The sequence below is a fragment of the Streptomyces sp. NRRL F-2580 genome (assembly GCF_000720115.1).
GTDB lineage: Bacteria > Actinomycetota > Actinomycetes > Streptomycetales > Streptomycetaceae > Streptomyces.
Map to the genome: position 1 here is coordinate 1 of NZ_JOIR01000072.1, position 13623 is coordinate 13623.

The 13623-nt window shown below is 73.1% G+C and carries 13 protein-coding genes; 5 read left to right on the top strand and 8 right to left on the bottom strand.

Annotated elements, in window-relative coordinates:
• Window positions 1-174 precede the first annotated feature (174 nt).
• From IF88_RS0138725 to IF88_RS0138735, 3 genes are read right to left on the bottom strand one after another with little or no spacing between them, the layout of a single operon-like run.
• On the bottom strand, window positions 175-1602 hold the full coding sequence (locus IF88_RS0138725; RefSeq protein WP_030723897.1) for a bifunctional RNase H/acid phosphatase: 1428 nt from the start codon (window positions 1600-1602) through the stop codon (window positions 175-177).
• A complete protein-coding gene (locus IF88_RS0138730; protein WP_199808205.1) occupies window positions 1602-2345 on the bottom strand; it encodes a zinc ribbon domain-containing protein in 744 nt (247 codons plus the stop codon). The genes IF88_RS0138725 and IF88_RS0138730 overlap by 1 nt, the downstream gene beginning before the upstream one ends.
• Window positions 2342-3199, bottom strand: coding sequence for a Nif3-like dinuclear metal center hexameric protein (locus tag IF88_RS0138735; protein WP_037808685.1), 858 nt, complete (start codon window positions 3197-3199; stop codon window positions 2342-2344). Before IF88_RS0138735 ends, IF88_RS0138730 begins: the two co-directional genes overlap by 4 nt.
• A 322-nt stretch (window positions 3200-3521) precedes the next feature.
• Here IF88_RS0138735 and IF88_RS0138745 point away from each other — a divergent pair, with 322 nt between their 5' ends.
• The gene (locus tag IF88_RS0138745) at window positions 3522-4592 is read left to right on the top strand and encodes a hypothetical protein (RefSeq protein ID WP_030723907.1); all 1071 of its coding nucleotides are present in this window, start codon (window positions 3522-3524) and stop codon (window positions 4590-4592) included.
• Window positions 4593-4660: 68 nt separating this feature from the next.
• Here IF88_RS0138745 and IF88_RS0138750 read toward each other — a convergent pair whose 3' ends face one another.
• From IF88_RS0138750 to IF88_RS0138760, 3 genes are read right to left on the bottom strand one after another with little or no spacing between them, the layout of a single operon-like run.
• The gene (locus IF88_RS0138750; protein ID WP_030723913.1) at window positions 4661-5602 is read right to left on the bottom strand and encodes a 3-oxoacyl-ACP reductase; all 942 of its coding nucleotides are present in this window, start codon (window positions 5600-5602) and stop codon (window positions 4661-4663) included.
• Between the two features lie 33 nt (window positions 5603-5635).
• Window positions 5636-6712, bottom strand: coding sequence for a Zn-dependent alcohol dehydrogenase (locus tag IF88_RS0138755; RefSeq protein ID WP_030723916.1), 1077 nt, complete (start codon window positions 6710-6712; stop codon window positions 5636-5638).
• A 26-nt stretch (window positions 6713-6738) separates the two neighbouring features.
• Window positions 6739-7593: a MaoC/PaaZ C-terminal domain-containing protein gene (locus IF88_RS0138760; RefSeq protein WP_030723918.1), complete on the bottom strand. Its 855-nt coding sequence runs from the start codon at window positions 7591-7593 to the stop codon at window positions 6739-6741.
• Between the two features lie 218 nt (window positions 7594-7811).
• Here IF88_RS0138760 and IF88_RS0138765 point away from each other — a divergent pair, with 218 nt between their 5' ends.
• The 4 genes from IF88_RS0138765 (at window position 7812) to IF88_RS0138780 (ending at window position 9713) form a co-directional block, all read left to right on the top strand.
• Window positions 7812-8165 carry a DNA-binding response regulator gene (locus IF88_RS0138765; protein WP_234323866.1) on the top strand — a complete coding sequence of 118 codons (354 nt, stop codon included), beginning with the start codon at window positions 7812-7814 and terminating at the stop codon, window positions 8163-8165.
• A gap of 161 nt (window positions 8166-8326) precedes the next feature.
• Window positions 8327-8872, top strand: a complete 546-nt coding sequence (locus tag IF88_RS0138770) for an RNA polymerase sigma factor (RefSeq protein ID WP_030723924.1) — start codon at window positions 8327-8329, stop codon at window positions 8870-8872.
• Complete coding sequence (locus tag IF88_RS0138775; protein ID WP_030723926.1) at window positions 8859-9161, top strand: hypothetical protein; 303 nt, start codon at window positions 8859-8861, stop codon at window positions 9159-9161. The genes IF88_RS0138770 and IF88_RS0138775 overlap by 14 nt, the downstream gene beginning before the upstream one ends.
• A gap of 66 nt (window positions 9162-9227) precedes the next feature.
• Window positions 9228-9713, top strand: a complete 486-nt coding sequence (locus IF88_RS0138780) for a hypothetical protein (RefSeq protein WP_030723929.1) — start codon at window positions 9228-9230, stop codon at window positions 9711-9713.
• A 109-nt stretch (window positions 9714-9822) separates the two neighbouring features.
• Here the strand turns inward: IF88_RS0138780 and IF88_RS0138785 are convergent, their stop codons facing one another.
• Window positions 9823-11043: a lipid-transfer protein gene (locus IF88_RS0138785; RefSeq protein ID WP_030723932.1), complete on the bottom strand. Its 1221-nt coding sequence runs from the start codon at window positions 11041-11043 to the stop codon at window positions 9823-9825.
• A gap of 20 nt (window positions 11044-11063) precedes the next feature.
• A complete protein-coding gene (locus IF88_RS0138790) occupies window positions 11064-13229 on the bottom strand; it encodes an acyl-CoA dehydrogenase (RefSeq protein ID WP_030723934.1) in 2166 nt (721 codons plus the stop codon).
• Between the last annotated feature and the right edge of the window lie 394 nt (window positions 13230-13623).

Genomic DNA, 13623 nt, shown 5'->3' on the forward strand with positions numbered 1-13623 from the left:
CCCGCCCCCGGCACAACCGGCCCCCACCCGACCCCGCCCGAGCGGCGCAGCCAACCCGCACAACCGGCCCCCGCCCGACCCCGCCCAAGCGGCGCAGCCAACCGGCGGCGCAGCCAACCCGCGCTCGGGCACGCCGAAACCGTCCGGGCCACCCCGCAGGGGCTACGGCAGGGGTCACCGCAAGTGCGACGTGTCGTTCAGGAGGCGGACCGAGGCGTTGCCGTCGGCGTAGTAGGCGACGGCCGAGAGGGAGGCCGCCGAGAGTTCCATGCGGAACAGCGCTTCGGGCGGGGCGCCCAGCGCGAGGCGGACGAGGATCTTGACCGGGGTCACGTGGGTGACGAGCAGGACCGTACGGCCCGCGTGCGCGGCCAGCAGCCTGTCGCGCGTGGCCGAGATCCGGCGGGTGGCGGCCGCGAAGCTCTCGCCGCCGCCCGTGGGGGCCGCCCTCGGGGAGTCCAGCCAGGCCTGGAGGTCGTCCGGGAAGCGCTCCTGCACCTCGGCGAAGGTCAGGCCCTCCCAGGCACCGAAGTCCACCTCGCGCAGACCGTCCTCGACCGTCACGGTCAGACCGAGGCGGTCGGCGACACCCTGCGCGGTCTCGCGGCAGCGGCGCAGCGGGGAACTGATGACCGTCTGGACGGTGCCGCGGGCGGCGAGTGCCTCGGCCACGGCGGCGGCCTGGCGGCGGCCGGCCGGGGACAGCTCGGGGTCGGACCCCCCGCTGCCGGAGAAGCGCTTCTGCGGGGTGAGCGCGGTCTCCCCGTGCCGCAGCAGCACGAAGGTGGCCGGCGCACCCATGTCCGGGCCCCAGCCCTGGCCCCGGGCGGGCGCGTCGGCCGCAGCCGCAGTCGCAGCCGCAGTCGCAGCCGCAGGAGCCCTGTCGGCGACGCGCGTCCCGTCCGGGACGAAGAGCGTGTCGGCGGCAGCCGGAGCCGGCTCGGCCGCATCGCGGGAGGCCGTAACCCCGGAGGCCGCACCGCCGGAGGCCGCACCGCGGGACGCCGTAACGCCGGAGACCGCACCGCGGGACGCCGTACCGGCTCCGGCGGCGAGGGCGGCCCGGACGGCCGCGGCGCCCGCCGCGGCGTCACCGGGCGGGCCGGACGGCACGGGCCCCGCCAGGGACCGGGCCGCCGAGGCGTCCAGCGCGGCCGTGGAGCCGGACGGCTCCCACTGCCTGCCGAGCCTGCCCGCGTCCATCGCCTCGTTGGCGAGCCGGTCCGCGTGCTTGTTCTTCTCGCGCGGGATCCACTCGTACGTGACCTGGGCACGCGGAAGGATCTTCGCCGCCTCCGCCGCCAGGGGCTTCATGTCCGGGTGCTTGATCTTCCAGCGGCCCGACATCTGCTCGACGACGAGCTTGGAGTCCATCCGCACCAGGACCTGCGCGCCCGGCGCGAGCTCGCGGGCCGCCTTGAGCCCGGCGATCAGGCCCTTGTACTCCGCCACGTTGTTCGTCGCGACGCCGATGTACTCCGCGCGCTCGGCGAGCGTCTCGCCCGTCGCCGGGTCGAGGACGACGGCGCCGTAGCCGGCGGGTCCCGGGTTGCCCCGGGAGCCGCCGTCCGCCTCCACGACGAACCCGCCGAGCCCCGGCATCAGATGCCCGAGTCCGCCGTACGGACCAGGATGCGGCCGCAGTTCTCGTGACGTACGACCTGGTCGCGGGGCGCGGCCTTGATCTCGTTCACCTCGGCCATGTCGAGCTCCAGCCGGCAGCCCTCGCAGCGGCGCTGGTACAGGCGCGCGGCGCCGACCCCGCCCTGCTTGACGCGGATCTTCTCGTACAGGGCCATCAGGTCCGCCGGCATGGACGTGACGATCACCTCGCGGTCCTTGGTGACCTTCGCGGCCTCGGCGTCGATCTCGGCGGTGGCCGTGTCCCGGCGCTCGGTGGCGTCCGCCACCTTGGCCTCCAGGGCGGAGACGCGCTCGGTGAGCTCGGTGACGCGCTCCGTCGCGGCCTCCAGGCGCTCCATGACCTCCAGGACCACGTCCTCCAGGTCGCCCTGGCGCTTGGCGAGGGAGACGACCTCGCTCTGCAGGTTCGCCAAGTCCCGGGCCGAGATGCCGACGCCGGAGTCCAGCCGCTGCTGGTCGCGGACGGCGCGCTGGCGCACCTGGTCGACGTCCTGCTCGGCCTTGGTCTGCTCGCGCGCGGTGTCGCTCGCCTGGGTCTGGGCGGCGACGAGCAGGTCGCGCTGCTGCGTCAGGTCCTTGGTGAGCGAGTCGAGCTCGGCGTGCTCGGGCAGCGACTTGCGCTTGTGGGTGAGCTGAGACAGCCGGACGTCCAGCGCCTGGACGTCGAGAAGTCGGATCTGGTCGGCGGGCTCGGCGTTCAGTTGGGGGCTCCAGGGATAGAAGGGTGTGTGACGGACGGCGCGTGCGCCGTCCAGGGGTCGGTGACCGTGCGCGAGACATGGGTGCGCAGACCCCAGCCCTTGCGCTCGGAGATCGCGTCGAGCTGCGCGGCGGCCTGCTCGCACCAGGGCCACTCGGTGGCCCAGTGGGCGGCGTCGACGAGGGCGAGCGGGCTCTGCTCGCGGGCCTCGGACACCGGGTGGTGGCGCAGGTCGGCGGTCAGGAAGGCGTCCACGCCCGCGGCCCTGACCTGCTCGAAGAGGCTGTCGCCGGAGCCTCCGCTGACGGCGACGGTACGGATGAGGGCGTCCGGGTCGCCCGCGAAGCGGATGCCCTGCGCGGTCTGCGGCAGCCAGGCGGCGGCGCGGGCCGCGAACTCGCGCAGGGTCTCGGGGTGGTCCAGTTCGCAGAGCCGGCCGAGGCCGCGGCGGCCCTCGGGGTCGGTCGGGTCGGGCACCAGCGGGCCGGTGATCCGCAGGTCGAGCGCGCCGGCGAGGGCGTCGGAGACGCCCGGGTCGGCGGTGTCGGCGTTGGTGTGGGCGACGTGCAGCGCGATGTCGTTCTTGATCAGCGTGTGCACGACGCGGCCCTTGAAGGTGCCGGCCTCGACGGTGGTGGTGCCCCGCAGATAGAGGGGATGGTGGGTGACGATCAGGTCGGCGCCCAGCTTCACCGCCTCGTCGGCGATCACCTGGACGGGGTCCACGGCGAACAGGACCCGGCTGACCTCGGCTTCGGGGTCGCCGCAGACGGTTCCGACGGCATCCCACTGCTCGGCCCGCGAGGGGGGCCAGAGAGCGTCCAGCGCGGCGATGACTTCAGAGAGACGGGGCACGGGCCAAGGCTACCGTCCCCGTCACCACGACCTGCCCGTACTACTTGACCAGGAAACCGCGCAGGTCGTCGAGGACCTTGTCGGCGGCGGTCACGCCGAGGCCGAGGTACAAACCTGGGGGGGTGGGGGCGGAGGGCCGACCGAGCATCCGGTAAGGCACTTGACGTCGCCCCACCCCAAACGCCCCGATATCGCACAGCACAATCGCCTCGTCCACCACAAACGAATCGCCACCCGGACACCCGTATGTGTGAAGCCGCCCTGGTCGTGTTGTTCACCGGGAAGCCCGAAAACTAGCTTCCCCTCCGGAGGTGACGCACGGATGTCTGTCTGTGCCATCGAAATGACGACCATGGCCCCGTTCACGATCGCGGCGGACGGGTCGTACGCCGCCCGGCTTGCCGGGGAGGGGGAGGCGCGCTTCGTGGAGCGCTGGACCCTGGCCGGGCCCGAGCCGTACGCGGTTCCGCTGCCGCTCTCGCAGCCCGAGGAGGCCGACAGCGAGGTGCTGCCGCTGACCGACGGGCGGGTGCTGATCCACCGGCGGGTCGCGGAGCGGCACGCCTTCGCGCTGCTGTACCCGACGGGCGCGGCGGCCGGGCCGCGCACCGGGGAGCTCCAGCTGGGCGCGGTGGACGCGGAGGAGGGCGTACGGGTGCGGCTGCTCCCGCCGTCCCCGGAGGGCTCCGACGCCTTCGCGCTGGCCTCGGCGGACGGGGTGACCACGGTGTGGCAGGTGGCCGGGTGCTCCTTCGGGCCGCAGCCGGTCGCCCGGATCCCGGGGCGGTGCTCCGGCGGTGTGTGGCTGGACCGGGTGGGCCGGCTGCTGGCCCTGGACCGTGAGCTGGAGGGCACGACCAAGGCCGTCGCCGTGGACCTGGGGCGCGGCGAGGTCTCCCCGCTGCTGCAGATCACCGAGGACAGTGACGACCGGCTGCTGCTGGCGGACCCGGACAGCGGGTTGCTGCTGATCCGCTCCGACGCCCCGGGCGAACCGCGCCTGGGCTGGGGGGTGCTGGGCAGCTCGCGTCCGGTGCGCTTCCCGGAGTGCCTGCGGCTCGGGGAGGCGCTCCCCTTCGCCGTACAGCCGGGCCAGGCCCTGATGCCGGAGACCTGCGGGGTGGCGTTGCGGCTGCCCGAGGGGGACATCGCCCTGTGGCGTCCTGCCGACCGTCACGTGTTCCGGCTGGCCGCCCCGGCCGGCTGGCTCGGCGGTGCGGGGCTGTGGAGTCCGCAGGGCCGCCTGCACCTGCCGTGCGCGACGCCGGACGTGCCGTGCGGGATCCTCGGCCTGACGCTGCCCGTGTCTCCTCCCCCGCCGGTCCGGCTGGATCCGCCGCCGGCTCCGCCCCGCCCGGTGCCCCTCCAGCAGGCTCCGCTGTCGGGGCGGTAGGGCGGGCGCGGCGGCGGCCGGCGGCTGGTGGCCGGCGGCTGGTGGCCGGCGGCCCGTGGCGTTCCCGGTCAGGCGTGCTTGAGCCCCAGGACCTCCGTCGCGGCGAAGGTCTCGTTCGCCGGGCGGGAGTCGTAGTGCGGGGTCAGGACCTCGTCGAGCTCCTCGTAGGAGAAGGCCTCCTTGCCCGTGTCGAACTTGGCGGCCACCTTCGGTCGTTCCATGACGACGACGATGCCGCCGTGTACGACGAACAGCTGGCCGTTGGCCTTGGCGGCGGCGGGCGAGGCCAGGTAGCCGACGAGCGGGGAGACGTGCTCGGGGGCGAGGGCGTCCAGCTTGCCCTCCTCCGGGACCTCGAAGCCGGCGAAGACGTCCTCGGTCATCCGGGTGCGGGCGCGCGGGCAGATGGCGTTGGCCGTCACCCCGTACTTGGCGAGCGCCAGGGCGGTCGAGGTGGTCAGGCCCACGATGCCGCCCTTGGCCGCCGCGTAGTTGGGCTGGCCGGCCGAGCCGCCGAGGAAGGCCTCGGAGGAGGTGTTGACGATCCGGCCGTAGACCGGGCCGCCCGCCGCCTTCGACCGCTCGCGCCAGTGCACGGAGGCGAAGTGCGTGGTGTTGAAGTGGCCCTTGAGGTGGACCCGGATCACCGCGTCCCATTCCTCCTCCGACATCGAGAAGACCATCCGGTCGCGCAGGATGCCCGCGTTGTTGACCAGGATGTCGAGCTTCCCGAAGCTGCTCACGGCCAGCTCGACCAGCTCGCGCGCCTGCTCGAAGTCGGCCACGTCGCCCAGGTGCGCCACCGCCCGGCCGCCCCCCGCGCGGATCTCCGCGGCGACCTCCTCCGCCGGGGCGGCCGAGGCCTCCCCGGAGCCGTCCCGTCCGGGTTGCCCGAAGTCGTTGACGACCACGCTCGCGCCGAGCCGTGCGAGCTCGATCGCCTCGGCCCGGCCGAGCCCGCGGCCCGCGCCCGTGACGATGGCGGAGAGTCCCTCAAGTGGCAGTGACATCCGTACGGTTCCCCTCGGAATCGGCAGAACGGGTCAGAGTTCGATGCAGGTGCGCAAGGCGACGCCCGTGCGCATCTGGTCGAGGGCCTCGTTGATCTCGGCGAGGCTCACCCGGTGGGTGATCAGGTTCTCCAGGTCGATGCGGCCGGCCCGCCAGAGCGCGATGGTGCGCTCGTAGGAGCGGAGCACGTCGCCGCCGCCGTACATCGACGGGAGGATCTTCTTCTCGTCGAAGAACAGCGAGAACATGTTGATCTGGAAGTTGTCGTCGAGGGCGCCCGCGCCGACGATGACGACGGAGCCGCCGCGGCGCGTCATCTCGTACGCCTTCTGCGCGGTCGCGGACTTGCCGACGACCTCGAAGACGTAGTCGAAGCCCTCGCCGGCCGTGATCCGGTTCTTGGCGTCGGCGAACTCCTCGGGGGAGACCGCCTCGGTGGCGCCGAACCGCAGCGCCGCCTCGCGCCGCGACCGGACCGGGTCCACGGCGATGATCTGGGCGGCGCCCTGGACCTTGGCGCCCTGGATGACGGATATGCCGACGCCGCCGCAGCCGATGACGGCGACCGCGGAGCCGGCCTCCACCTTGGCGGTGTTGATGGCCGCGCCGAGCCCGGTGGTGACGCCGCAGCCGATCAGCGCCGCGATGTCGAAGGGCAGGTCGTCGGGGATCGGGATGGCGCAGGCGGCCGGTACGACCATCTCCTCGGAGAAGGTGCCGGTGCCGGCGAAGCCGAAGATGTCGCTGGCCGCCCGCTTGAAGTTGGGGGTGGCGACGTTCCCGAAGGCCTCCAGGCACAGGTGCCCCTGGCCGCGGTTGCAGGAGGGACAGTGCCCGCACGGCGGCAGCCAGCAGACGAGGACGCGGTCGCCGATCTTGTGGCTGGTGACCCCGTCGCCGACGTCGGTGATCACGCCGGAGCCCTCGTGGCCGGGGATGAAGGGGGCGGGCTGGGGCAGTACGCCGCTCATCGCGGAGAGGTCGGAGTGGCACAGGCCGGTGGCCTTGATGCGGATCCTGACCTTGCCGGGGCCGAAGCCCACGGCCTCCATGTCGTCGACGACTTCGAGCTTGTCCTGGCCGATCTCGCTCTGCAGTGCTGCGCGCACGGTGCGGCTCCTTAAAGGGCGTACGACTACGAGTGTTCGACGACGGTGTCGGCGAGGACCGGCGCGTCGTCCCGTTCGACGGCGGTCACCGAGACCAGGACGCGGGCGGGCTCCTGCCACATCCGGATGCGGAGCGTCTCGCCCGGGAAGACGATCCCGGCGAAGCGCGTGCGGTAGGCGCGGACCCGGGAGACGTCCCCGCCGAGCGCCGTGTCGACGACGGCCTTGAGGGTCATCCCGTACGAGCACAGGCCGTGCAGGATGGGCTGGTCGAAGCCGGCCAGCTTGGCGAACTCGGGGTCGGCGTGCAGGGGGTTCCAGTCGCCGGAGAGGCGGTAGAGGAGCGCCTGGTCCTCGCGGATGTGCCGCTCCTCGACCCGGTCGGGGGCGCGGCCCGGCAGCTCCTCCTTGACGGAGGGGCCGCGCTCACCGCCGAAGCCGCCCTCTCCCCGTACGAAGATCTGCGCGTCGCTGGTCCACAGCGGCCCGTCGGCGTCCGCGACCTCGGTGCGCAGCACGATCACGGCCGCCTTGCCCTTGTCGTACAGGGCGGCGACCTTGGCGGAGGAGGTGGCGTCGCCCTTGACGGGGATGGGCCGGTGCAGCTCGATGGACTGGCCGCCGTGCAGGACGTGGGCGAGGTTGACGTCGATCCCGGGGGCGGCGAGGCCGCCCATCATGGCCATGCCGGCGCCGGCGACGGTCGCGAAGCTGGGGAGGACGTGGAGTTTGGATTCGAGGGTGTAGCGCAGTTCGTCCGGGTCCGTGGCCGGCAGGCCCGCGCCGAGGCCGAGGTGGTAGAGCTGGATGTCCTTGTGGTCCCAGCCGATGTTCCCCTGGCGGGGGTCGGCGGCGAGGGCCCTGGCGGCATCGATCGGCATGAGGATGCGGCTCCCTGTCGTTGGAATGTCGCTGCCCTGGAAGACCTCGGTGCGGCCGTCCGCACCGTCGGCCGCACCGAGGTCGTAAACGGGGCCGGTTCTAGAACGCGTTCTAGGACCGGCCGGTGAGGGAATGTATAACGCACGCCCCCGCAGTTGGGAAGACCAGCCGGAAAGACTCCTGACTTCGCGTCAGATATGCTTTCCCGGTGGACGAAATGCCCGTGGAACACCGTCAGGCCCGCGCCCTGCGGGTCCTGCTCGATCCGCAGAACCCGGCCCTCGCGCTCCAGCTCGGCCTCGTGCCGGACATCGAGGTCGTGCGGGACCTGACGGCCCGCCCGGCGGTGGCGCTGGTCGAGGAGGTCACGGCCGTGACGGCCCTGCTGGCGGAGGATCCGGAGTGCCGGGTCCTCGTCCTGACGGGCTCGGCGCACCCCGGCCTGGCCGCCTCCGCGCTCGACGCCGGGGCGGCGGGCCTGATCCTGCGCGACGGCCCGGTCGAGGACCTGGCGGACTCGATCCGCCGCGCCTCGATGGGCGAGACGGTGGTCGATCCGGCCCTGGGGTGAATCCTTATCCGGGGGTCGCGCCTCTTGTGTGTACGTGCCGATGCCAAGGTCGGCACATGACCCGGAGGTTGTCGTGACCGCTGTTCTCGTGGGTGCCGGTGCGCTCGTCCTGCTCTGCACGTGCGTCCTCGTACTGCGTCGCCGTGGACGGGGCCGGACCCGTGGCTGACCGCACGGACTGGCCCGATGAGGCGCTGATCGTCGCCGCGCAGGGCGGTGACCTCGACTCGCTCACCGCCCTGGTCACCGGATCGCACCCGAACGTGCGGCGCTTCGCGCACTCGCTGTGCGCGTCGCGCGAGGACGCCGAGGACGCGGCTCAGGAGGCGCTGATCATCCTCTACCGGAGGATCGGCATGCTGCGTGCTTCCGGCGCCCTGGCCTCGTGGATGTTCCGCATCGTCCGCAACGAGTGCCTGCGCCGGGCCCGGCTGGTGCCGCGGGAGCGTGCGCCGCTGCCGGAGACCGCCGTGATGTCGGCCGAGGACGAGGTGCTGCAGCGGCTGGAGGCGGGGCGGGTGGCGGAGGCCATCGCCGCGCTGCCGGCGGACCAGCGGCGCGTACTGATCATGCGGGACGTCCAGGGCTACAGCGGGCGGATGGCCGCCGAGTCCCTCGGTCTCAGCACAGCCGCGATGAAGTCGCGGCTCCACCGGGCCCGCGCGGCCGTTCAGCACTCCTTGGGAGACACCCGTGCCCTTCACTGACGCCCCTTCGTCCGTGTCCGCCTCGGGCTCCGCCTCGGGCTCCGGTTTCGCGAGCGCGTCCGTGCTGCGGCACCTGGCGCGCGGCGCGGTGGGCTTCGGCGCGCTGATCGCGGCCTTCGCCCTCCTCCCGGTCTTCGGCCCGGCCACCCTGCTCCTCGCCCCGGTCGGCCTGGTCGCCCTGCGCGGCTGCCCGATGTGCTGGGCGATCGGCCTGGCCGAGACCGTCTCCCGGGGCCGGCTCCGCCGGGAGTGCGTGGACGGCCGCTGCGAACTGAGACCGGCCCGGTAGGGGGCCGGGTGGCGGGCGGGGAGGTGCGCCGTGCCGCCGGGAGCCGGGACTTCGTAGGCTGGCCCGATGGGCCTCTTCGACAAGCTGACCGGCACCCGGCGCCCCGCCCCCGGCACGGCGCCCCGCTCCGCCGCGGAGGTCCGGGCCGCGCTGCTGGCGCTCGACGGCCCGGACGCGCCGTTCTTCCTGCGCGAGGGCACCGCGAAGGAGGGCGCCCAGCTGGTGGCGGTGTGGCGGCTCCCGCGGGGCGGCCCGCACCCCGTACGGGGCCACACCCTGCTGCGCCTGGACGCGCGGGCCCGCGAGGTGCGCACGCTCGACGAACGGTGGGAGCGCCTGGAGCCGGGCGAGCGGTCGTTCGACGGCGGGAACCTGAAGCGCATCCGCGGCCCGGTCAACTCGTTCTCCCAACAGTGGACGTTCGAAAGGGGCCCGAACGGCCGCCGCCGCATGGTCCCGGAGTCCGGCTTCAGCTCGGCGGCGGTGAAGGCCCCCCTCCGCGAAGCCGTTCTCGCGGCGGGGTGGACCTGGCGGGGCGTCTTCCGGCTGTGACCGTCGCGCAGCTGCGCGGGTGCGGCGCCGCTGCGGGGGGCGCGGCCGAAAGATCGGGGCTCCGCCCCGGACCCCGCGCCTCAAACGCCGGCGGGGCTGAAATCGCCCGTCACCTGCGGAGCAACGTCACCACCGCCGCGCCGCCCAGGCCGATGTTGTGCGCCAGGCCGACCCGGGCGCCGGGGACCTGCCGGGCACCGGCCTGACCCCGCAGCTGCCACACCAGCTCCGCCGCCTGCGCCAGCCCCGTCGCGCCGAGCGGATGCCCTTTGGAGATCAGCCCCCCGGAGGGGTTCACCACCCACCGCCCCCCGTACGTGGTCGCACCCGACTCCACCAGCTTCCCGGCGGCGCCGTCCCCGCACATGCCCAGCGCCTCGTACGTCAGCAGCTCGTTGATCGAGAAGCAGTCGTGCAGTTCCACCACGTCCACGTCCTCGATGCCGAGCCCCGAGTCCTCGTACACCCGCCGCGCCGCCGCCGCGGTCATGGGCTTGCCGACCACGTCGATGCACGAGCCCGACGCGAACGACTCCTCCGTGTCCGTGGTCATCGCCTGGGCGACGATCTCCACCGCCTTGTCGTGCAGCCCGTGCGCCACCACGAACCGTTCCGACACCACCAGTGCCGCCGCGGCCCCGTCCGAGGTCGGCGAGCACTGGAGCTTCGTCAGCGGCGCGTGGATCTCCTTCGCCGCCAGGATCTCCTCCACCGAGTACACGTCCTGGAACTGCGCGTTCGGGTTGTTCGCCGAGTGCCGGTGGTTCTTCGCGCCGACCGCCGCGAGCTGCGCGGCCGTGGTCCCGTACCGCTCCATGTGTTCCCGCGCCGCGTTGCCGAAGATCTGCGCGGTCGGCGGGGACATCTCGAAGCCGTGGCCGGCCGCCATGATCCCGTAGTGGCGGGCCACCGGGGAGGTCTTGCCGAAATCATTGGCGGCTCCGCCGCGGGCGCCGCCGTCCGCCCCGCCGCCCAGCGCTCCGCGCTTCATCTTCTCGAAGCCCAGCGCCAGCACGCAGTCGTTCAGTCCGCCCTCCACGAACTGCCGCGCCATCATCAGTGCCGTCGAGCCCGTGGCGCAGTTGTTGTTGACGTTGTAGACCGGGACGCCGCTCAGCCCCAGCTCGTACGCGGCCCGCTGGCCGGCCGTGGAGGCCTGGAAGCAGTAGCCCACCGGGACCTGTTCGACCAGCCCGTAGTCCACGCCCGCGTCGGCGAGCGCGGCGGTCCCGGCCTCCTTCGCCATGTCCCAGTACTGCCAGTCCCGCGACTCCGGCTTCTCGAACTTCGTCATGCCGACGCCCACGATGTACGACTTTCGCGACTTCATGCCCGATGACTCCTAGTCCCTTAGTCCCTGGGGAGGCCGAGAATCCGCTCGGCGACGACGTTGAGCTGGACCTGCGTGGTGCCCCCGGCGATGGTCAGGCAGCGGGACATGAGCATGCCGTGCACCGCCCGCTCCCCCGCGCCCTCCCGTACGGCGCCCGCTGGTCCCAGCAGTTCGAGCGCGAGCTCGGCGGTCCGCTGCTGGTGCGGGGTCTGGACGAGTTTGCGTACGGACGCGCCCGCGCCCGGCTCCAGTCCGGAGACCTGTTGGAGGGTGGTGCGCAGCCCGATGCAGGCCAGGGCGTGCGCCTCGGCGGCGAGGGCGCCGATCCGCGCCCTGTACGTCCCGTCGAGGTCGGCGGCTTGGGCGAGGAGCGCTTCCAGGCTGGGGGTACCTCCCGGGCCGCCAGGCCCAGGGGGAGTGTCGAAGGTCATCTGGTCGGCCATGTGGACCCGTTCGTTGCCGAGGGTGTTGCGGGCGACCTTCCAGCCGCCGTCGGCGGCGCCGACCAGGGCGTCCGCCGGGAGTTCCACGTCGTCGAACCAGACCTCGTTGAAGAGGGCCTCGCCGGTGATCTCCTTCAGCGGCCGGACGTCGATGCCGGGGGTGTTCTTCATGTCGACGACGAAGTAGCCGAGCCCCTTGTGCTTGGGTGCGTCCGGGTCGGTGCGGGCCAGCAGGATCCCGAGGTCGGCGCTGTGCGCGGAACTCGTCCACACTTTTTGTCCGTTGACCCTCCAGGTGCCGTCTCCGGCCCGCTCGGCCTTCGTCCGCAGCGAGGCCAGGTCGGAGCCCGCCCCCGGCTCCGAGAAGAGCTGGCACCAGGTGAGGTCCCCGCGCAGGGTCGGCAGGACGTAGGCGTCCCGCTGCGCCTGCGTGCCGTAGGCGAGCAGGGAGGGCACGACCCAGGTGGCGATCCCGAGGTCGGCGACCTTGACCCCGGCCGCGGCCAGTTCCTGCTGGACGACGAGCTGCTCGACGGGGCCCGCGCCGAGCCCGTACGGGGGCGGCAGGTAGGGGGCCGCGTAGCCGGTGGGGGCCAGGATCCGACGGGCGGCGGCCGGGTCGAGCCCGCGCGCGTCCTCGATGGCGGTCCGGGCCTTCGCCCGGTACGCCTCGGCCTCCGCCGGCAGTTCCAGGCGCAGCTCGCGCCGCGCCCCGCCCGCGGCGAGCCGTACGGCCCGCAGGCGGTGTCCGTCGCCGGACCCCAGCAGCTGGCGGGCGACGAGCGCTCGCCGGAGGTGGATGTGGGCGTCGTGCTCCCAGGTGAAGCCGATCCCGCCGAGGATCTGGATGCAGTCCTTGGCGCAGGAGTACGCGGCGTCCAGGGCGCTCCCGGCGGCGAGTGCGGCCACGAGCGAGCGCACGTCGGCGGGTTCGTCCATGGCCTGCGCGGCGTCCCAGGCCAGTGCCCGGGCCTGTTCCAGCCGGACCAGCATGTCGGCGCACAGGTGCTTGACGCCCTGGAACCGTCCGATGGGCCGGCCGAACTGCTCGCGCACCTTGGCGTATTCGGCGGCAGTGTGCAGGGTCCAGGCGGCGGTGCCGCAGGCGTCGGCGGCGAAGAGGGTGCAGGCCAGGTCGCGCACCAGCGCCGCGTCCAGCTCCAGCAGCCGGTCGGGCGCGGTGGCGACCCCGCGCGCCCGGACCTCGGCGGTGGGGCGGGTCGGGTCCGCGCTCTCGTGCGTACGGATGTCCAGCGCGGCGGCGTCGACGGCGAACCACCGGGTGCCGTGCACGGCTTCGGCCGCGAGCAGGACGAGGTCGGCCTCGCCGGCGCCGAGCACGGGCGGCGCAAGTCCGTCGAGCAGGTACCCGCCGCCCTCGACGGCCACGGCGGTCAGGGTCCCGGGCCCCAGCGCGACCGCCCCGACCCGCCCGGCGAGGGGCTCGGCACCGGTCCGCGCCAGCAGTACGGAGGCCAGCGCGCTCGGCAGGTACGCCCCGGGCAGCGCGGCCCGGGCCGCCTCCTCGACGACGACGGCCAGGTCGAGCAGGGTCCCGCCGTCCAGGTGCGGTTCCAGCAGGCCCTGGGCGGTCATCGCGTCCCAGTAGGCGGGCCGCGTCCCGGTCTGCGGCGGGGTGTCGAGCAGCTTGCGCACCTCTTCGCGAGGCACGGCCCGCGCGACCCATCCGCGCACCGCCTCGGCCAGCTCGCGCTGCTGTTGCGTGATTCCGATGCCCATGCGCGGCAGACTAGAACACGTTCCAATCTGACGGAAGGTCAGATGCCGGACTGCATCGCCCGGCGTGGCGTTCACTCTTGTTCATTGCAACGCCACAGAGGGGAAACGTTGCATTGAAATCAAAACCATTGCAATGAAATACCTGCTGTGAGCTGGATAAACATCGTCAGTGCGCAACGAGGTCGTTGCCAGGTCTGTGAATGCAACGTAGCTTTTCGTTCATCAGAAACGGCGGGCCGTCTGAGTGCCCGCCACTGGAGAAAGAGAAGAACGATGCAGAAGTTCGCCACCGCCGCCCCCGTCTCCGCCGTCCTGGACATCCCCGCGGGCCGCATCCGCTTCATCGCCGCCGACCGCGCCGACACCACCGTCGAGGTCCTCCCCGCGAACGCCG

Bases quoted from the DNA above. Each gene is read 5' to 3' on its own strand.
- IF88_RS0138725 (WP_030723897.1), bottom strand. From the start codon at position 1,602: ATGCCGGGGCTCGGCGGGTTCGTCGTGGAGGCGGACGGCGGCTCCCGG.
- IF88_RS0138745 (WP_030723907.1), top strand. From the start codon at position 3,522: ATGTCTGTCTGTGCCATCGAAATGACGACCATGGCCCCGTTCACGATC.
- IF88_RS0138750 (WP_030723913.1), bottom strand. From the start codon at position 5,602: ATGTCACTGCCACTTGAGGGACTCTCCGCCATCGTCACGGGCGCGGGC.
- IF88_RS0138760 (WP_030723918.1), bottom strand. From the start codon at position 7,593: ATGCCGATCGATGCCGCCAGGGCCCTCGCCGCCGACCCCCGCCAGGGG.
- IF88_RS0138765 (WP_234323866.1), top strand. From the start codon at position 7,812: ATGCCCGTGGAACACCGTCAGGCCCGCGCCCTGCGGGTCCTGCTCGAT.
- IF88_RS0138780 (WP_030723929.1), top strand. From the start codon at position 9,228: ATGGGCCTCTTCGACAAGCTGACCGGCACCCGGCGCCCCGCCCCCGGC.
- IF88_RS0138785 (WP_030723932.1), bottom strand. From the start codon at position 11,043: ATGAAGTCGCGAAAGTCGTACATCGTGGGCGTCGGCATGACGAAGTTC.
- IF88_RS0138790 (WP_030723934.1), bottom strand. From the start codon at position 13,229: ATGGGCATCGGAATCACGCAACAGCAGCGCGAGCTGGCCGAGGCGGTG.